This window comes from Streptomyces sp. SS8 (assembly GCF_054072955.1).
On record NZ_JBSVCZ010000005.1, the window covers coordinates 112,146 to 131,625 of the forward strand.

The 19,480-nt window shown below is 72.7% G+C and carries 15 protein-coding genes; 12 read left to right on the top strand and 3 right to left on the bottom strand.

Translation table 11 applies throughout. The features are described 5' to 3' along the window. Nucleotides 1-64 precede the first annotated feature (64 nt). Nucleotides 65-1,051 carry a TerC family protein gene (locus ACW69E_RS07035; RefSeq protein WP_457497315.1) on the top strand — a complete coding sequence of 329 codons (987 nt, stop codon included), beginning with the start codon at nt 65-67 and terminating at the stop codon, nt 1,049-1,051. Nucleotides 1,052-1,114: 63 nt separating this feature from the next. Here ACW69E_RS07035 and ACW69E_RS07040 read toward each other — a convergent pair whose 3' ends face one another. The 3 genes from ACW69E_RS07040 to uvrA all read right to left on the bottom strand — a co-directional run bounded on the left by ACW69E_RS07040 (nt 1,115) and on the right by uvrA (nt 8,126). After that, the gene (locus ACW69E_RS07040; protein WP_457497429.1) at nt 1,115-4,384 is read right to left on the bottom strand and encodes a phosphodiester glycosidase family protein; all 3,270 of its coding nucleotides are present in this window, start codon (nt 4,382-4,384) and stop codon (nt 1,115-1,117) included. A 440-nt stretch (nt 4,385-4,824) separates the two neighbouring features. After that, complete coding sequence (locus tag ACW69E_RS07045) at nt 4,825-5,256, bottom strand: Rieske 2Fe-2S domain-containing protein (RefSeq protein ID WP_457497316.1); 432 nt, start codon at nt 5,254-5,256, stop codon at nt 4,825-4,827. A gap of 23 nt (nt 5,257-5,279) precedes the next feature. Continuing rightward, nucleotides 5,280-8,126: an excinuclease ABC subunit UvrA gene (gene uvrA / locus ACW69E_RS07050; RefSeq protein ID WP_457497317.1), complete on the bottom strand. Its 2,847-nt coding sequence runs from the start codon at nt 8,124-8,126 to the stop codon at nt 5,280-5,282. A gap of 188 nt (nt 8,127-8,314) precedes the next feature. Here uvrA and ACW69E_RS07055 point away from each other — a divergent pair, with 188 nt between their 5' ends. The 11 genes from ACW69E_RS07055 (at nt 8,315) to ACW69E_RS07105 (ending at nt 19,383) form a co-directional block, all read left to right on the top strand. Beyond that, nucleotides 8,315-9,049, top strand: coding sequence for a maleylpyruvate isomerase family mycothiol-dependent enzyme (locus ACW69E_RS07055; protein ID WP_457497318.1), 735 nt, complete (start codon nt 8,315-8,317; stop codon nt 9,047-9,049). Nucleotides 9,050-9,097: 48 nt separating this feature from the next. Further along, nucleotides 9,098-9,754 carry an MBL fold metallo-hydrolase gene (locus ACW69E_RS07060; protein WP_457497319.1) on the top strand — a complete coding sequence of 219 codons (657 nt, stop codon included), beginning with the start codon at nt 9,098-9,100 and terminating at the stop codon, nt 9,752-9,754. Between the two features lie 72 nt (nt 9,755-9,826). Beyond that, on the top strand, nt 9,827-11,884 hold the full coding sequence (gene uvrC, locus ACW69E_RS07065; protein WP_457497320.1) for an excinuclease ABC subunit UvrC: 2,058 nt from the start codon (nt 9,827-9,829) through the stop codon (nt 11,882-11,884). A gap of 50 nt (nt 11,885-11,934) precedes the next feature. Then, nucleotides 11,935-12,891 carry an RNase adapter RapZ gene (gene rapZ / locus ACW69E_RS07070; protein ID WP_457497321.1) on the top strand — a complete coding sequence of 319 codons (957 nt, stop codon included), beginning with the start codon at nt 11,935-11,937 and terminating at the stop codon, nt 12,889-12,891. Further along, nucleotides 12,888-13,907: a gluconeogenesis factor YvcK family protein gene (locus ACW69E_RS07075; protein ID WP_394636895.1), complete on the top strand. Its 1,020-nt coding sequence runs from the start codon at nt 12,888-12,890 to the stop codon at nt 13,905-13,907. Before rapZ ends, ACW69E_RS07075 begins: the two co-directional genes overlap by 4 nt. Further along, entirely contained in the window at nt 13,898-14,875 is a 978-nt protein-coding gene (gene whiA / locus ACW69E_RS07080; RefSeq protein WP_093655366.1) for a DNA-binding protein WhiA, read from the top strand. Before ACW69E_RS07075 ends, whiA begins: the two co-directional genes overlap by 10 nt. A gap of 286 nt (nt 14,876-15,161) precedes the next feature. Next, nucleotides 15,162-16,166 carry a type I glyceraldehyde-3-phosphate dehydrogenase gene (gene gap / locus ACW69E_RS07085; protein WP_457497322.1) on the top strand — a complete coding sequence of 335 codons (1,005 nt, stop codon included), beginning with the start codon at nt 15,162-15,164 and terminating at the stop codon, nt 16,164-16,166. Nucleotides 16,167-16,312: 146 nt separating this feature from the next. Further along, complete coding sequence (locus tag ACW69E_RS07090) at nt 16,313-17,515, top strand: phosphoglycerate kinase (protein WP_457497323.1); 1,203 nt, start codon at nt 16,313-16,315, stop codon at nt 17,513-17,515. A 148-nt stretch (nt 17,516-17,663) separates the two neighbouring features. After that, nucleotides 17,664-18,440: a triose-phosphate isomerase gene (tpiA, locus tag ACW69E_RS07095; RefSeq protein ID WP_457497324.1), complete on the top strand. Its 777-nt coding sequence runs from the start codon at nt 17,664-17,666 to the stop codon at nt 18,438-18,440. A gap of 150 nt (nt 18,441-18,590) precedes the next feature. Then, the gene (secG, locus tag ACW69E_RS07100; protein ID WP_093655373.1) at nt 18,591-18,827 is read left to right on the top strand and encodes a preprotein translocase subunit SecG; all 237 of its coding nucleotides are present in this window, start codon (nt 18,591-18,593) and stop codon (nt 18,825-18,827) included. Nucleotides 18,828-19,047: 220 nt separating this feature from the next. Beyond that, the gene (locus ACW69E_RS07105) at nt 19,048-19,383 is read left to right on the top strand and encodes an RNA polymerase-binding protein RbpA (protein ID WP_162465822.1); all 336 of its coding nucleotides are present in this window, start codon (nt 19,048-19,050) and stop codon (nt 19,381-19,383) included. Nucleotides 19,384-19,480 lie beyond the last annotated feature (97 nt).

The following is a 19,480-nucleotide window of genomic DNA, read 5'->3' on the forward strand; positions in this document are numbered from 1 at the left end:
CCCGCGGCCCGGCCGGGCTCAGGGCGGAGGAGACCTCCGGCAACCGGAGCCGGAGGATTCCTGCATGGACGTTTCCACGACCACCTGGGCGCTGACGATCGTCGGCCTGTGCGCCCTCATCGCCGTCGACTTCTTCATCGGCGGACGCAAACCGCACGAGGTCTCCATGAAGGAGGCCGGTACCTGGACGATCGTCTGGGTCGTCCTGGCGATCCTCTTCGGCGTCGGCCTGTACGCCGCCGGGGAGAGCCGGGCGGCGGGCGAGTTCGCCGCGGGCTACATCACCGAGAAGTCGCTCAGCGTCGACAACCTCTTCGTCTTCGTCCTGATCATGGCGAAGTTCGCGGTGCCCACCATCTACCAGCAGCGCGTACTGATGGTCGGCGTGCTCATGGCCCTGGTGATGCGCGCGATCTTCATCGCGGCCGGCGCCGCGCTGATCTCCACCTTCTCCTGGATCTTCTTCATCTTCGGCGGCTTCCTCATCTGGACGGCCTGGAAGCTGGTGCGCGAGGCCCGCGCCGAGGCCGAGGGCCACGAGGAGGAGGCGTACGAGGAGAACCGCCTGCTGAAGATGGTCGAACGGCGCTTCCCCTCGACCTCCCAGTACCACGGCACCAAGCTGTTCGTCGTCGAGAACGGCAGGCGGCTGATGACGCCGATGCTGATAGTCATGCTGGCCATCGGCAGCACGGACCTGCTGTTCGCCCTGGACTCCATCCCGGCGATCTTCGGCCTGACCCAGGACCCGTACATCGTCTTCACCGCCAACGCCTTCGCCCTGATGGGCCTGCGCCAGCTCTACTTCCTCATCGGCGGACTGCTCAAGAAGCTGGTGCACCTGTCCTACGGGCTGTCGATCATCCTCGGCTTCATCGGAGTCAAGCTGGTGCTGCACGCCCTCCACGAGCAGGGCGTGCACGTCCCGGAGATCTCCACCCCGGTGTCGCTGGCCGTCATCTGCGGTGTTCTGGTCGTCACCACGATCACCAGCCTGCGCGCCTCCCGGAAGCTGGTGCGCGAGGAGGAGCAGGCCGCGCCGCGCGACTGAGCCGTCCCGCCCCGAAGCGGCGGTACGGCCGGGCCCGCGCCCCGGCCGTACCGCCGCCGCGCGTCACCGCACCACCGTGACCCGCCGCTGAATCCGCTCGCCGTTCACGGTCACCGCCACGGTCACCGTCCCCGGCCGCAGCCCACTCAGGGTGCCCGCCACCGGATCGAGGAGGGCGACGCAGCCCGCCCGTGCCCGCGCCCGCTCCGCGTTCCCGGTGCACAGGCCCCGCGAGCCGGTCCAGTCCGCGCTCAGGGGCCAGTCCACCGGCACCGTACGCGCGCCGCTCCCCTCGCCCTGGACGACCGTCGCGGTGACCCTCCCGGGCGCGCCGCCCGCCGCCACGGAACCGGGCGCGGTCAGGGAGAGCCCGTCCACATGGGCACGGGTCTGGACCGAGATCCAGTCCCGGCCGGAGCCCTTGTCGACTCCGACCAGCGACCAGCCGCTGAAGCCGCCCTCGCCGGCGGGCGCGGCAGGCGCCTTGCCCGCGTTGCCGTTGACCAGATACGGCACGCCGTCCACCCGGGAGGCGTGGAAGACGCCGACGTGCGACCCGACGAACGCCGCCCCCTTGCCGGTGCGGCGGCGGAACTCGCCGAGCCAGTCCTCCAGGAGGTCCGCCTCCAGCCGGTCGGTCAGCCGGCTGCCGCGCTGCGGGGTCGGATCACGCGGCGGTACGTGCGCCAGCACCACGACCGAGCCGATCCCCTCGTCGCGGGCGGCGGCGTCCAGCCGCTCCCGCAGCATCCGGATCTGCTCCCAGCCGCCGCCGCGCAGGGTCAGTGAGGAGGTGTCGAGGGTGATGAAACGCGTGCCCTCGTGGTCGAAGGAGCGGTGGGCGTCGCCGAACTCCGCCCGGAAGCCGTCGATGGAACCGCCCATCACCTCGTGGTTGCCCGGCACGTAGTACCAGGGCACCTCCCCGCCCAGCTCCTCCTCGAGCACCCGGCGGGCGAAGGCGAGGTCCCCGGGCGAGCCCTCGTCCACCCAGTCCCCGTTCACCACGGCGAAGTCGGGCCGGGCCGCCCTCACCTCCCGCAGGGTGCGCCGGGCCTTGCGCACCGCTTCGCCGTCCGGGTCGCGGGCGACGAACTGGGCGTCGGAGACCACCGCGAACCGCCAGTCGCGCCCGGCCGTGTCCGCGGCCGTCGAGATCAACGGGTCCCGGTGGGGGGCGGCGGCGGGCAGGTCCACGTCCGGCGGGGTCCGGGCGGTCAGTTCGTCCAGGACGACCTCGCCGCGGTACAGCTCGCCGGGCCGGGTCTCGGCCAGATAGAACCGCCGCACCTTCAGCGGATGGGCGACGCCCTCGGGTACCTCGAAGGCGATTTGCCGCCAACCGGTCCAGGTGACGTGCGGGCCGCGCAGTATCTGCGAGGTGCCCTCGGCGTCGGTGAGGTGGAGCGAGGGCCAGGCGCCGTTGCCGTCGCCCTTCAGCCACAGGGTGAAGCTCTGCGGCTGGCCGGGGACGGGAATCTGCTCCGGGGGACCGGCGTAGGCGGCGCGGGTGGCGGTGGACTGAGTGAAGTCGTACTCCATCCGCAGCCCGGTGCCCTCGTGCCCGGCGGGGTCGGCGGCCAGTGAACCGGAGGCGCGTGCGGCGCTGAAGGTCCACCTTCCGGCGTCGTCGAAGCGCGCCACGTCGCGGTCCGTCAGGCCGACGGTGACGGCCAGGACCGTCTTCCTCCCCGCGACGGTCGCCCGGACCAGCCCGGAGGCGGACTCGGCTGCGTCGGTGGCGGCGACGGTGAAGCCGCCGCGCGCCGGGTCGGGGTCGATGCGGAACAGCGAGCGGTCGTAGTCGAGCGCCACGTCCGAGGGATCGACGGGGGCGCTGTGACCCTCGGCGTCGAAACCGGTGAAGCCGAAGGGGGCCTCCACGCCGGGCTCGGGGAGCCCGACCCGCTCCCGGGTGGGGGCGATCCGCTCCAGCGGGCCCAGCACCGTCAGGGTGGTGGAGCCGCGGGCGTCGCCGCGGCGCGCGACGACCTCGGCCGTACCCGCCGCGCGGGCGTGGAAGACACCGTCGCCGTCCACCCGGCCGACCTCGGGACGGGAGCTGTGCCAGCGGGGGGCCGCTCCTTCCGGACGCCCCGCCGGGCCGTCGGCCGGGCCGTACGTCTCGTCGTGGCCCGCGGCGGTGAGCGCGCGGGTCAGACCGGGGAAGACCCGCTCCGGATGGCCGCCGGGCACGTTGTCCGCCGAGGGGGCCTCGGCCGGTTCCGCGGCCGTCTCCACCCAGAAGCCCTCCAGACTTCCGCTGCCGTCTGGGGCGGTGACGGCCAGTCCGTTGGGGACCTCCCGTTCGAAGCCGTCGGAGGGGCTGTTCTCCAACCGCGGGGTGTCCGAGCCGGGCTCGCGGGCGACCAGCGTCGAGGAGCCGCCGCCGTCGAGGTTGAGCGCGTTGTGGGCGCCCAGCTCGTCCATCATCAGGGCGAGTTCGGTGAGGGTGACGCCGCCGGACGCGGCCTGCCGGCCGTCCACGGTCAGCACGTGCATCGTGGAGCCGTCCCGGGAGAAGCCCACGGCGGTACGGGGGGCGGCGGTGTTGTTGGGCCGCCCGTCCCAGTTGCGCGGCTCGCCGTCCTCGACCAGCACGCCGCGGCCGCCGACCGCGGTACGGGGCAACTCGCCGCCGTCGGTGCGCAGCTCGTACTCCCAGCTCACCCGGTCCCCCGGGGCCAGCGCGGCCAGGGCCTCCGCGCCCGCGTCCCGGCCGAGCAGCACGGTGGCGCCCTCGGGCACCGGGCCGCTTCCGGGGGAGTCCTCCACCCCGGTGACCAGGCCCTCGGCGACGGTGACCTCGGTGACCCGCGACGCGCCGTCCACGGCCAGGGCGCGGTCGGCGGACCCCCACCGGGCGTTGTAGGCGCCGATGCCGCCGGCGGGGACGTTCGCGGCGTTGTAGGCGGCCAGCGGCTCGGTCCCGCCGGGCAGGGTGAGGGTGCCCTCGAAGTACAGATCCAGCACGCGTCCCGCGCCGTCCGCGCCGAAACCGGTCGCCTCGTGGACGCCGGGGGCGGGGGAGTGGGTGATCTCGCCGTCGTCCAGGCCCGGACCGAGCGGGGCGCCGGTTTCGTTGATGTCGAAGAAGTCGGCGTTGAAGGCGGCGACGGTGCGGCGCCCGGGGCCGGGGTCGTGCGCGGCGGCCAGCTCGGAGACGGTGGCGCGGTCGGAGACCGAGCCCGGCGACAGGTAGTCGACCTCCGCACCGCCGTCGAGATCGACGCTGAGGGCGTCGGCGCGCAGCCACTTGCCCGGCTCCAGCCGGTCGAACGAGGTCAGTGTGGTGCCGGGCGCCACGGGCCGTACGGTGCGGGACAGCTCCATGCCGTCGTCGGCGGCCGTGGCGGCGGCAGTGCGTACGGCGGGGGAGAGCGGAGCGGTGACGGGAGCGGCGGTGGCGGTGGCGGGGCCGGCGGCGACCGGCGGCGCCAGTCCCAGCCCGAGCGCCAGGACGGCGGCGAGGCGCACCGCGGTCCGCCCGGAGGATCTTCTGCCCTGTGACCTTCGTGACACGACATCACCCACAGACGCTGCGAGGAGACGCGCCCTCTGCGCGCCCAGCGCCACAGGGTGGCAAGGCCCACCGGTCCACACCAGAGGGCGTGCGCGAACATCGCCGGAACAACACGCATCCCCCGTGCGTCCGTTGGGCCGAACGGACGCACGGGGGACATGCGGGAGCGGATCGGGCCGTCGGCCCTCCAAGGCCCGGCTGTGTTCAGTCGCCGGGCCCGGCTGCGCTCAGTCGCCGGGACCGGCTGCGCTCAGTCGCCGGGACCGGCGACGAGGCGGCCGTCCTCCACCCTGACCGGGACCGAGGGCAGCGGCGCGCCCGCCGGACCGGCCAGCACCTCGCCGCTGGTGGTGTCGAAGAGGCTGCCGTGACAGGTGCAGTCGGCCTCCAGCTCCTTCACCGAGGTCAGCACACAGCCCGCGTGGGTGCACACCGCGCTGAACGCCCTGTACTCGCCCTCGGTGGGCTGCGAGACCACCAGTCTCTTCTCGCGGTACAGCCGGGCGCCGCCCACGGGTACGGCGTCGGCCGCGCCCAGGTCCACGGGCGCGGTCGGGACCGCCGGAGCCCGCTCGCCACCCCCGCCGGAGCAGGCGGTCAGGCCGAGGCCCGCCGCCCCGGTGAGGGCCACACCGCACAGCACGGTGCGGCGGCCCGGGGAGGCGGGGGCCGCGTCACTCATGGTCGTGTCCTTCTCTCGGCCGTTCACGGCTTCAGCGGCAGGACGTCCTGGAGGAACTTGCCGGTGTGGCTCCCGGGAACCACCGCGACCTGCTCCGGGGTGCCCTGGGCGACGACCGTGCCACCGCCGCTGCCGCCCTCCGGACCCATGTCCACGACCCAGTCCGCCGTCTTGACCACATCGAGGTTGTGCTCGATGACGATCACCGTGTTGCCCTTGTCCACCAGTCCGGACAGCACCTCGATCAGCTTGCTGATGTCCTCGAAGTGCAGGCCCGTGGTCGGCTCGTCCAGGACGTAGACCGTACGGCCGGTGGAGCGCTTCTGGAGCTCCGAGGCGAGCTTCACACGCTGCGCCTCGCCGCCGGAGAGCGTGGTGGCGGGCTGGCCGAGCCGCACGTAGCCGAGACCGACGTCGTTGAGGGTGCGCAGATGGCGGGCGATGGCGGGCACCGCCTCGAAGAACCCCAGCGCCTCCTCGATCGGCATGTCCAGCACCTCGGCGATGGACTTGCCCTTGTAGTGCACCTCCAGGGTCTCCCGGTTGTAGCGCGCTCCGTGGCAGACCTCGCACGGCACGTACACGTCCGGCAGGAAGTTCATCTCGATCTTGATGGTGCCGTCACCGGAGCAGTTCTCGCAGCGGCCGCCCTTGACGTTGAAGGAGAAGCGCCCCGGCAGGTAGCCGCGGACCTTCGCCTCCGTCGTCTCGGCGAACAGCCGGCGCACATGGTCGAAGACGCCCGTGTACGTGGCCGGGTTGGAGCGGGGGGTGCGGCCGATGGGGGACTGGTCGACGTGCACCACCTTGTCCACGTTCTCGTCGCCCTCCACCCGCACATGCCGGCCCGGCACCGACTTCGCGCCGTTCAGCTCGCGGGCCAGGTGGGTGTAGAGGATGTCGTTGACCAGGGTGGACTTGCCCGAGCCGGAGACGCCCGTGACCGCGGTGAACACCCCCAGCGGGAACGACACGTCGATGTTGCGCAGGTTGTTCTCCTTGGCGCCGCGGACGGTCAGCATCCGCTTGCGGTCCACCGGGCGGCGCTTCCCCGGGGTCGGGATGGCCCTCCGTCCCGACAGGTACTGCCCGGTCACCGACTCCTCGTTGGCCAGCAGCTCCTTCAGCGGCCCGCTGTGCACCACCTTGCCGCCGTGCTCGCCCGCGCCCGGGCCGATGTCCACCACCCAGTCGGAGGTCTTGATGGTGTCCTCGTCGTGCTCGACGACGATCAGGGTGTTGCCCATGTCCCGCAGCCGCACCAGGGTCTCGATCAGCCGGTGGTTGTCGCGCTGGTGCAGGCCGATGGACGGCTCGTCCAGCACGTAGAGCACGCCCACCAGACCGGAGCCGATCTGGGTCGCCAGCCGGATGCGCTGCGCCTCGCCGCCCGAGAGCGTTCCGGCGGCGCGGTTGAGGGAGAGGTAGTCCAGGCCGACGTCGACCAGGAACCGCAGCCGCTCGTTGACCTCCTTCAGGACCCGCTCGGCGATGGCCTTCTCGCGCTCGCTGAGCTTCATGGCGCTCAGGAAGTCGGCGCACTCGCTGATGGACATCGCGGAGATCTCGGCGATCGACTTCCCCTGCACCGTCACGGCCAGGACGATCGGCTTGAGCCGCGTGCCCTCGCAGGAGGGGCAGGGCACCTCGCGCATGTAGCCCTCGAAGCGCTCCCGGCTGGAGTCCGTCTCCGCCTCCGAGTGCCGCCGCCGCACGAACGGGACCGCGCCCTCGAAGGCCGTGGTGTACGACCGCTCCCGCCCGTAGCGGTTGCGGTAGCGGACCTCGATCTGCGTGCGGTGGCCGTTGAGCAGGGCCTTCCTCGCGCGCTGCGGCAGACCGCCGAAGGGGACGTCGGTGCGGAAACCGAGCGCGTCGGCCAGGGCGCCGATCAGCCGCCCGAAGTACTCCTTGCTGTGGCCGTGCGACCAGGGGTGGATCGCGCCCTCGTCCAGCGACTTGTCCGGATCGGGGACGACCAGCTCCGGATCCACCTCCATACGGGTGCCGATGCCGCTGCACTCCGGGCAGGCGCCGAAGGGGGAGTTGAAGGAGAACGAGCGCGGCTCCAGCTCCTCGAAGGACAGGTCGTCGTAGGGGCAGTACAGGTGCTCGGAGTACATCCGCTCGCGCTGCGGGTCGTCCTCGTCCAGATCGACGAAGTCGAGGATCACCATGCCGCCGGACAGGCCCAGCGCGGTCTCGACGGAGTCGGTCAGCCGCCGCTTGGCGCTCTCCTTGACCGTCAGGCGGTCCACGACCACCTCGATCGTGTGCTTCTCCTGCTTCTTCAGCTTCGGCGGATCGGAGAGCTGGACCGTGGCGCCGTCCACCCGGGCGCGGCTGTAGCCCTTGGTCTGCAGCTCGGCGAAGAGGTCCGCGAACTCGCCCTTGCGCTGGCGCACCAGCGGGGAGAGGACCTGGAAGCGGCTGCCCTCCGTCAGGGAGAGCACCTTGTCCACGATCGCCTGCGGGGACTGCCGGGCGATCGGGCGCCCGCACTCGGGGCAGTGCGGCTTGCCGACCCGGGCGAACAGCAGCCGCAGGTAGTCGTAGACCTCGGTGATGGTGCCGACCGTCGAGCGGGGGTTGCGGGAGGTGGACTTCTGGTCGATGGAGACCGCCGGGGACAGGCCCTCGATGAAGTCCACGTCCGGCTTGTCCATCTGCCCCAGGAACTGCCGGGCGTAGGAGGACAGCGACTCCACGTAGCGACGCTGCCCCTCGGCGAAGATGGTGTCGAAGGCGAGCGAGGACTTGCCCGACCCGGACAGCCCGGTGAAGACGATGAGGGAGTCGCGGGGGAGGTCGAGCGAGACGTTCTTGAGATTGTGCTCGCGAGCCCCACGGACGATGAGACGGTCGGCCACGCCGATTGGCACCTTTCGTGTGGGATGTAGGGGCCGGACGCCTGCCCGGAGCCCCTGCCCAAGGGTATGGGGTAGCGCCGCCTTGGTGTCGTGCCCGGGGCGCACCGCGAGCTTATAGCACGCGTATTCGATTTACGGGCCTTCTGGCTCTCCTTCACCCGAAGGAGTGGTGGCGATAGCTTTGGATCATGACTGTGCCCGCCGCCGGCCCCGCCGGTCCCACCGCAGACCCCGTCGCCGACACCGCCGACCTGAGGGAGTCCACCGACCGCCTCATGGCCGCCGTCCGGAAGCTGGACGACGCCGCCTTGGCCGCCCCCTCGAAGCTGCCGGGCTGGACCCGCGGCCATGTCCTCGCCCACCTCGCACGCAACGCCGACGCCCTGGTCAACGTGCTGGCCGGCCGCCCCATGTACCCCAGCGCCGAGGCCCGTGAGGCCGACATCGAACGCGACGCCCCCCGCCCCCTGGCGGCCCAGCTGGAGGACCTGGGCGGCAGTGCCGCCCGCCTGGACGAGGCGATGGCCCGGCTCACCGGCGGGCAGTGGGGCGCCACCGTCGAACTGCGCAACGGCGTCACCGACCTCGCCTCCTCCCTCCCCTTCCGCCGCCGGATCGAGGTCGAGCTGCACCACGTCGACCTCGGCGTCGGGTACGGGCTGGCGGACATGCCCGCCTCCTTCACCGACCGCGAGCTGGAGAACATGGCCAGGCGGTTCGCGGGGCACCCCGATGTGGAACCCGTGGAGCTGAGGGTGGAGGACGGCCGCGTCCTGCGCACCGGCCGCGCGGCCGGCCAGGGGGAGCGGGCGGTGACCGTCGCCGGCTCGCCCACCGCGCTCGTCGGCTGGCTCACGGGCCGCACCGACGGCACCGGACTCACCGCCTCCGCCGCGTCCCTGCCCGCGCTGCCACCCCTCTGACACACTGATCGCCGACCGCGCCCCCTCCCGGAAGGAGCCGCACACCCCATGCCGTACACAGGAAAAGTCGCGGTCGGCGGTCCGCCGGACGTCCACGAGCTGACCGACCTGGTGATCTCCAAGGCCGCGGTCGGCCCCATGGACAACAACGCCTACCTGCTGCGCTGCCGCGCCACCGGCGAGCAGCTCATGATCGACGCGGCCGACGAGCCGGACACCCTGCTGGGCCTCATCGGCGAGGACGGCATCGGCTCGGTCGTCACCACCCACCGGCACGGTGACCACTGGCAGGCGCTCGACGCCGTCGTCCGGGCCACCGGCGCGCGCACCTACGCCGGGCGCCACGACGCCGAGGGCATCCCGGTGCCCACCGACGTGCCCCTGGAGGACGGTGACACCGTGACCGTCGGCCGCGTCACGCTCACCGCCCGCCACCTGCGGGGCCACACCCCCGGATCCATCGCACTGGTCTACGACGACCCCCACGGCCACCCGCACCTGTTCACCGGCGACTGCCTCTTCCCCGGCGGAGTCGGCAACACCCGCGGCGACGCCGAGGCGTTCACCACGCTGCTGGACGACGTGGAGGCCAAGCTCTTCGGCGAGCTCCCCGACGAGACCTGGGTCTACCCCGGCCACGGCGCCGACACCACCCTGGGCGCCGAGCGCCCGCACCTGGCCCAGTGGCGCGAACGCGGCTGGTGACGGGAGCGGCGCGGCGGCGGAACGCGCCGCCGCCCGCCCCGTGTGTCGTACGCCGCCAGTAAGGTGGGCGCCATGGCAGACCCCTCCAGCTACCGCCCCAGGCCTGGAGAGATCCCCGACTCCCCGGGGGTCTACAAGTTCCGCGACGAACACGGCCGGGTGATCTACGTCGGGAAGGCGAAGAGCCTGCGCCAGCGCCTGGCCAACTACTTCCAGGACCTGGCCGGCCTCCACCCGCGCACCCGCACCATGGTCACCACGGCCGCCTCCGTGGAGTGGACGGTGGTCTCCACCGAGGTCGAGGCGCTCCAGCTGGAGTACTCCTGGATCAAGGAGTTCGACCCGCGCTTCAACGTCAAGTACCGCGACGACAAGAGCTACCCCTCCCTCGCGGTCACGATGAACGAGGAGTTCCCGCGCGTGCAGGTGATGCGCGGGCCCAGGAAGAAGGGCGTGCGCTACTTCGGGCCGTACGCGCACGCCTGGGCGATCCGCGAGACCGTCGACCTGATGCTGCGCGTCTTCCCGGTGCGCACCTGCTCGGCAGGGGTCTTCAAGCGCTCCGCCCAGATCGGCCGCCCCTGTCTGCTCGGCTACATCGGCAAGTGCTCGGCGCCCTGCGTCGGCCGGGTCGACGCAGGGGAGCACCGGCGGCTGGCCGAGGAGTTCTGCGACTTCATGGCCGGGCGCACCGGCGCCCACCTGCGCCGCCTGGAGCGGGAGATGCAGCGGGCGGCCGAGGAGATGGAGTACGAGAGGGCCGCCCGGCTGCGCGACGACATCGAGGCGCTGAAGCGGGCGATGGAGAAGAACGCCGTCGTCCTCCACGACGCCACCGACGCCGATCTGGTCGCGGTCGCCGAGGACGAACTGGAGGCGGCCGTCCAGATCTTCCACGTCCGCGGCGGCCGGGTGCGCGGCCAGCGCGGCTGGGTCACCGACAAGGTGGAGGAGGTCACCACCGCCGGCCTGGTCGAGCACGCCCTCCAGCAGCTCTACGGCGAGGAGAGCGGCGACGCCGTGCCCCGGGAGGTCCTGGTCCCCGCCCTGCCCGACCCGGTGGAACCGCTCACCGCGTGGCTGGCCGGCCGGCGCGGCGCGGCCGTGGACCTGCGCGTGCCGCAGCGCGGCGACAAGCGCGCCCTGATGGAGACGGTGCGGCGCAACGCCCAGCAGGCCCTGGCCCTGCACAAGACCAGGCGCGCCTCCGACCTGACCACCCGCTCCCGCGCGCTGGAGGAGATCGCCGAGGCCCTCGGGCTGGAGTCGGCCCCGCTGCGCATCGAGTGCTTCGACATCTCCCACCTCCAGGGCGAGGACGTGGTGGCCTCGATGGTGGTCTTCGAGGACGGGCTGGCCCGCAAGAGCGAGTACCGCCGCTTCCAGATCAAGGGCTTCGCCGGGCAGGACGACGTCCGCTCCATGCACGAGGTGGTCTCCCGCCGCTTCCGCCGCTACCTCCAGGAGAGGCAGCGCACGGGCGAGTGGGCCACCGCGGAGGAGGGCGAGGAACACGGGAGCCGGGGGCCCGGGAGCGCACCGGAGGGCGCGGCCGGCGTGAACGGGGCGGACGGAGTGGACGGGCCGGCCCCGGCCGAGGAGGCGGGCCGCGGCCGGGCGCCGAAGTTCGCCTACCCGCCGCAGCTGGTCGTGGTCGACGGCGGGCAGCCGCAGGTCGCCGCCGCGCGGCGGGCCCTGGACGAGCTGGGGATCGACGACGTGGCCGTGTGCGGGCTGGCCAAGCGCCTGGAGGAGGTGTGGCTGCCCGGCGAGGACGACCCGGTGGTCCTGCCCCGCACCAGCGAGGGCCTGTACATGCTCCAGCGGGTCCGCGACGAGGCGCACCGCTTCGCCATCCGCTACCAGCGCGGCAAGCGGTCGCGGGCGCTCAAGGCGAGCCCGCTGGACGCCGTCCACGGCCTGGGGGAGTCCCGCAAACAGGCCCTGGTCAAGCACTTCGGCTCGGTCAGGCGGCTGCGCGCCGCCACCGTCGAGCAGATCTGCGAGGTCCCGGGCGTCGGACGCAAGACCGCCGAGGCCGTCGCCGCGGCCCTGGCGCAGGCGGCTCCGGCCGCTCCGGCGGTGAACACCGCCACAGGTGAGATCCTGGAGGACCGGGAAGACCAGTAGTGCACCGGCGACGGCAAGCGGAACGGCACAGGCGGGCGGGGGAGAGCGCGATGAACGATCACATGGGAGACGGAGCGCAGGTGGCCACGGGTACGAGTACGGGCGCGGTCGCGGAGACCGCCGGAAACGGAGGCGACGGCACCGCCGCCATCCCCGAGCTGGTCATCATCTCCGGTATGTCCGGCGCCGGCCGCAGCACCGCCGCCAAGTGCCTGGAGGACCTCGGCTGGTTCGTGGTGGACAACCTGCCGCCCGCCCTGATCCCGACCATGGTCGACCTCGGCGCCCGCTCGCAGGGCAACGTGGCCAAGATCGCCGTCGTCGTCGACGTCCGCGGCCGCCGCTTCTTCGACAACCTGCGCGAGTCCCTCGCCGACCTCGACGCCAAGAACGTCACCCGCCGGATCGTCTTCCTGGAGGCGTCCGACGACGCCCTGGTGCGCCGCTTCGAGTCGGTGCGCCGTCCCCACCCGCTCCAGGGCGACGGGCGCATCGTGGACGGCATCGCCGCCGAGCGCGACCTGCTGCGCGAGCTGCGCGGCGACGCCGACCTGGTCATCGACACCTCGGCCCTCAACGTCCACGAACTGCGGGCCAAGCTCGACGCCCAGTTCGCCGGCGAGGAGGAGCCCGAGCTGCGGGCGACGGTGATGTCCTTCGGCTACAAGTACGGCCTCCCCGTCGACGCCGACCTCGTCGTCGACTGCCGCTTCCTGCCCAACCCGCACTGGGTGCCCGGGCTGCGGCCGTACACCGGCCTCAACGAGGAGGTCTCCCAGTACGTCTTCAACCAGCCCGGCGCCAAGGAGTTCCTGGACCGCTACGCCGAACTGCTCCAGCTCATCGCCGCCGGCTACCGCCGCGAGGGCAAGCGCTACGTGACCGTCGCGGTCGGCTGCACCGGCGGCAAGCACCGCAGCGTGGCGATGTCGGAGAAGCTGGCCGCCCGGCTGGCCGCCGAGGGAGTCGAGACGGTCGTCGTGCACCGGGACATGGGACGCGAGTGACCGTCCGCACCCGCAGACTGCGGCGCCTGGGCACCACCCGCAGGGCCCGCGGCGGGACCCCGAAGGTGGTGGCGCTCGGCGGCGGCATGGGCCTGTCCGCCTCGCTGGCCGCGCTGCGCCGGATCACCCGCGACCTGACCGCCGTGGTCACCGTCGCCGACGACGGCGGCTCCAGCGGGCGGCTCCGCGACGAACTGGGCGTCCTGCCCCCCGGCGACCTGCGCAAGGCCCTGGCTGCGCTGTGCGGCGACGACGAGTGGGGCCAGACCTGGGCCCGGGTCATCCAGCACCGCTTCGTCAGCCGGGGCGACCTGCACGAGCACGCGGTGGGCAACCTTTTGATCGTCGCCCTGTGGGAGCAGCTCGGCGACCACGTCCAGGCCCTGGACCTGGTGGGCAAGCTGCTGGGCGCGCACGGCCGGGTGCTGCCGATGTCCGCCGTCCCGCTGGAGCTGCGTGCCCTGGTGCGCGGCCACGACCCGGCCCGCCCGCGGGAGGTCACCACCGTCCGGGGCCAGGCCACCGTCGCCCTCACCCCCGGCGAGGTGCAGCAGGTGCACCTCGTTCCGCACGATCCGCCCGCCGTCCCCGAGGCCGTCGAGGCGGTCCTCGACGCGGACTGGGTGGTGCTCGGCCCCGGCTCGTGGTTCTCCTCGGTCATCCCCCACCTGCTGGTGCCCGAACTCCTCCAGGCGCTCACCGAGACCAGGGCGCGCCGGGTGCTCTCGCTCAACCTCGCACCGCAGCCGGGAGAGACCGACGGCTTCTCCCCGCAGCGTCATTTGGAGGTTTTGGCCCGACACGCCCCTAAACTCGCCTTCGACGTGGTGCTGGCCGACCGGGCCGCCGTGCCCGACGAGGAGGGCCTCCGCGACGCCGCCCGGCGCCTCGGCGGCACGGTCGAGCTGGCACCGGTGGCCGCCCCGGGAGGAGCCCCCCGGCACGACCCGGAGCTGCTGGCCGCCGCGTACGACCGGATTTTTCGAATGCATGGAAGGATCGGCCCATGGCGATGACGGCAGCGGTGAAGGACGAGATCTCCCGGCTACCCGTCACCCGGACCTGCTGCCGCAAGTCGGAGGTCTCCTCCATCCTGCGGTTCGCCGGCGGACTGCACCTGGTGAGCGGCCGCATCGTGATCGAGGCCGAGCTGGACACCGGCATCGCCGCCCGCAGACTCCGCAAGGACATCCTGGAGATCTTCGGCCACGCCTCCGACCTGGTGGTCATGGCCCCCGGCGGACTGCGCCGCGGCAGCCGCTACGTCGTACGGGTGGTGGCGGGCGGTGATCAGCTCGCCCGGCAGACGGGGCTGGTCGACGGCCGCGGCCGCCCGGTGCGCGGCCTGCCGCCGCAGGTGGTCTCCGGGGCCACCTGCGACGCCGAGGCCGCCTGGCGCGGTGCCTTCCTGGCGCACGGCTCGCTCACCGAGCCCGGACGCTCCTCCTCCCTGGAGGTCACCTGCCCCGGCCCCGAGGCCGCCCTCGCCCTCGTCGGCGCCGCCCGCCGCCTGCAGATCGCGGCCAAGGCGCGCGAGGTGCGCGGTGTGGACCGGGTCGTCGTCCGCGACGGCGACGCCATCGGCGCGCTGCTGACCCGTCTGGGCGCCCACGAGTCGGTGCTGGCGTGGGAGGAGCGGCGGATGCGCCGCGAGGTGCGGGCCACCGCCAACCGGCTGGCCAACTTCGACGACGCCAACCTGCGCCGCTCGGCCCGCGCCGCCGTCGCCGCCGGGGCCCGGGTGCAGCGCGCGCTGGAGATCCTGGGCGACGAGGTGCCCGAGCACCTGGCCGCGGCCGGCCGGCTGCGCATGGAGCACAAGCAGGCGTCCCTGGAGGAGCTGGGCGCGCTGGCCGACCCGCCGCTGACCAAGGACGCCGTCGCCGGGCGCATCCGGCGGCTGCTGGCCATGGCCGACAAGCGCGCCGCCGACCTCGGGATCCCGGGCACCGAGTCGAACCTGACGGAGGAGATGGTCGGCTGAGCGGGCTCGGACGGCCCCCTCCCGCGCGCGCCGCCCCCGCCCGCCGCCCTCCGCGCCGCCCCCGCGCACCGCGCCCTCCTCGCTCCGCGGCCGCGGACCCGGGCGCCCGGGATGTCTGCCGGGCGCCCTCGCGGGTACGTCCTGCCACCGGTGCGCCACACCGCACACGGCGGGGTGGCCGATGTCACTCGCGAGCACCCGGCGCGGTAGGGTCGGAGATGGTCGGGGACATCCCAAACAGCTTCGCCGGTGTCCGCACCGGCGTACCTAGCGAGGAGATCGGTTCGTGACGATCCGCGTAGGCATCAACGGCTTCGGCCGCATCGGACGGAACTACTTCCGCGCCCTCCTGGAGCAGGGCGCGGACGTCGAGATCGTCGGTGTCAACGACCTGACCGACAACGCGACCCTTGTCCACCTGCTGAAGTACGACAGCATCCTGGGCCGTCTGAAGCAGGAGGTCAGCCACACCGCCGACACCATCACGGTGGGCGGCCAGACCTTCAGGACGATGGCCGAGCGCGACCCGGCCGCCCTTCCGTGGGGCGAGCTCGGCGCCGACATCGTCATCGAGTCCACCGGCATCTTCACCAAGCGCGAGGACGCGGCCAAGCACCTGGCGGCGGGCGCGAAGAAGGTCCTCATCTCGGCCCCGGCCAAGAACGAGGACATCACCGTCGTCATGGGCGTCAACCACGAGTCCTACGACGCCGACAAGCACCACGTCGTCTCCAACGCCTCCTGCACCACCAACTGCGTGGCGCCGATGGCCATGGTGATGGACGAGAACTTCGGCATCGTCAAGGGCATGATGACGACCGTCCACGCGTACACCAACGACCAGCGCATCCTGGACTTCCCGCACAAGGACCTGCGCCGCGCCCGCGCCGCGGCCGAGAACATCATCCCGACCTCGACCGGCGCGGCCAAGGCCACCGCCCTCGTCCTGCCGCAGCTCAAGGGCAAGCTGGACGGCATCGCCATGCGCGTCCCGGTCCCGACCGGCTCGGTCACCGACCTCGTGCTGGAGCTCGACCGAGAGGTCGGCAAGGACGAGGTCAACGCCGCCTTCCAGAAGGCCGCCGAGGGCCGGCTGAAGGGCGTCCTGGAGTACACCGAGGACCCGATCGTCTCCTCGGACATCGTCAACTGGCCGGCCTCCTGCACCTTCGACTCCTCCCTGACCATGGTCCAGGGCAAGCAGGTCAAGGTCGTCGGCTGGTACGACAACGAGTGGGGCTACTCCAACCGCCTCGTGGACCTGACGGTCTACGTCGGCGAGCGGCTCTGACCACGCTGCCGGACAGCAGCGCCGAGACGTGACGCGGCGGGGTTCGCGGGGCGCGATGACGCGCCCCGCGGGCCCCGCCTCGCGATGACCGGCCGCAGGGCCGGCAACCGTGCAAACCACCGAGCAGACCACCACGGAGCCACACCATGAAGACGATCGACGACCTCGGTGTCGCGGGCAGGCGGGTCTTCGTCCGCGCCGATCTGAACGTGCCGCTGGAGAGCGGGGCCATCACCGACGACGGCCGTATCCGCGCCGCAGTCCCGACGATCGGCAGGCTGGCCGAGGCCGGCGCCAGGGTGATCGTCGCCTCCCACCTGGGCCGCCCCAAGGGCGCCCCGGACCCGCGGTTCTCCCTCGCCCCCGTGGCCGAGCGGCTGGGCGAACTGCTGGGCCGGGACGTCGCGTTCGCCACCGACACCGTCGGCGAGGCCGCGAAGTCCACCGTCGGCGCCCTCGCCGACGGACAGGTCGCGGTACTGGAGAACCTGCGCTTCAACGCCGGCGAGACCAGCAAGGACGACGCCGAGCGCGGCGCCTTCGCCGACAGCCTGGCGGCCCTCGCCGATGTCTACGTCGGCGACGGCTTCGGCGCGGTGCACCGCCGCCACGCCTCCGTCTACGACCTCCCGGCGCGGCTGCCGCACGCCGCCGGCGGCCTCATCGCCACCGAGGTCGGCGTCCTGCGCAAGCTCACCGACGACGTCGAGCGCCCCTACGCCGTGGTCCTGGGCGGCGCGAAGGTCTCCGACAAGCTCGGCGTCATCGACCACCTGCTGGAGCGCGCCGACCGCATCCTCGTCGGCGGCGGCATGGCCTACACCTTCCTGAAGGCCCAGGGACACGAGATCGGCGCCTCGCTGCTCCAGGAGGACCAGATCCCGGCGGTCCAGGGCTACCTCAAGCGTGCCGAGGAGCGCGGCGTGGAGTTCGTCCTCCCCGTCGACGTGGTGGCCGCCGCAGGCTTCCCGGACCTGAGCACCAAGGCGCCCTCCGAGCCCGTCACCGTGGCCGCGGACGCCATCCCGTCCGACCTGATGGGACTGGACATCGGCCCCCGCAGCCAGGAGCTGTACGCCGCCAAGCTCGCGGACGCGGCCACCGTCTTCTGGAACGGCCCGATGGGCGTCTTCGAGCACCCGGACTACGCCGAGGGCACCCGGGCCGTGGCCCAGGCGCTGATCGACAGCCCGGCCTTCACCGTCGTCGGCGGCGGGGACTCCGCGGCGGCCGTCCGCATCCTGGGCTTCGACGAGGAGGCCTTCGGCCACATCTCCACCGGGGGCGGCGCCAGCCTCGAGTACCTCGAGGGCAAGACGCTTCCCGGCCTCGCCGCGCTGGAGGACTGACCGGGCGCGCCGGGAGACCCGGCGCACCCGGGGAGCACCCGCGGCCGCCGGGCCGCGAACGACCACGACGCCCGCGCCCCCGCGCCGCGCGGGCGACAGCGACACGAGCCGCTGCCGCGGCGGAGCGAACTGAAAGGCACCTCCACCCATGGCAAACCGCACCCCGCTGATGGCGGGCAACTGGAAGATGAACCTCAACCACCTGGAGGCCATCGCCCATCTCCAGAAGCTCGCCTTCGCCCTGAGCGACAAGGACCACGAGGCCGTCGAGGTCGCCGTCCTGCCGCCCTTCACCGACCTGCGCTCGGTGCAGACCCTGGTCGACGGCGACAAGCTGAAGATCCGCTACGGGGCCCAGGACATCTCGGCGCACGTCTCCGGCGCGTACACCGGCGAGGTCTCCGGGGCGATGCTGGCGAAGCTCAACTGCACCTACGCGGCCGTCGGCCACTCCGAGCGGCGCCAATACCACGGCGAGACCGACGAGCTGTGCAACGCCAAGGTCAAGGCGGCCTACCTGAACGACCTGACCCCCATCCTGTGCGTCGGCGAGGGCCTGGAGGTCCGCAAGGCCGGCGACCAGGTCGCCCACACCCTCGCCCAGGTCGACGGCGCCCTCAAGGACATCCCCGCCGACCAGGCCGCCCGCATCGTGATCGCCTACGAGCCGGTGTGGGCGATCGGCACCGGCGAGGTCGCCACCCCCGAGGACGCCCAGGAGGTGTGCGGCGCGATCCGCGGCCGCCTGGCCGAGCTGTACGACCGCGAGCTGGCCGACGGGGTCCGCATCCAGTACGGCGGCTCGGTGAAGTCCGGGAACGTCGCCGCGATCATGGCACAGCCGGACGTGGACGGTGCTCTGGTCGGCGGGGCCGCGCTGGACGTGGACGAGTTCGTGAAGATCGTCCGGTTCCGCGACCAGTAGGGCCGCCGGCGGCCGCCGCCGGCGAGTGACGGCGGGCCGTCCACGTCGTACCCTGTCGGGGCCGGGAGCGAGCACGCACGACGTCTCCCGGCCCCGTACCCTGCAAGTCCCGACAGTTCCCGTCATCCGTCCGAGAGAGTTGGTCCAGCCGTGATCCTGGGGTTCTCCATCGCCCTCATCGTCTTCAGCCTGCTGCTGATGCTGCTCGTGCTGATGCACAAGGGGAAGGGCGGCGGCCTCTCCGACATGTTCGGCGGCGGCATGCAGTCCTCCGTCGGCGGCTCCTCGGTCGCCGAGCGCAACCTCGACCGCATCACGGTCGTGGTGGGCCTGATCTGGTTCGCCATCATCGTGGCGCTCGGCATCCTGATGAAGCTCGACGGCTGAGGCCGCCGGCACCCGCCGGCGTGTCGCCACGGGATGGCGGACGCCGCGCTCTGACGCCGTGTCGCCTTCCCGGCCTATCATGAGGCTCGCGCCCGCAGCACCCGAAGAGGGCCGCAACTCGGTTCTGTGGACGCGCGTTGGGCCCTACGTACACTGGGGCACCCGCAGCGGAGCTGCCCGTCGATGCTCCGCGGCACCGTGAAGGCAGGGAGTTACGACCGTGGCAAGTGGCAACGCGATCCGGGGAAGCCGGGTCGGAGCGGGGCCGATGGGGGAGGCCGAGCGAGGCGAGTCCGCGCCGCGCCTGCGCATCTCCTTCTGGTGCTCCAACGGGCACGAGACCCAACCCAGCTTCGCCAGCGACGCGCAGATCCCGGAGACCTGGGACTGCCCGCGCTGTGGCTTCCCGGCCGGCAAGGACCGGGACAACCCGCCGGACCCGCCGCGCACCGAGCCGTACAAGACCCACCTCGCGTACGTGCGCGAGCGGCGCAGCGACGCCGACGGCGAGGCGATCCTCGCCGAGGCGCTGGCCAAGCTCCGCGGGGAGATCTGAACACCGGCCGGCCGGCCGGACAACGGCGCACGACGGCCCGGCCGTACGCCCCGACGGGGCGCGCGGCCGGGCCGTCGTTCCATTAGGTTGGGACGCG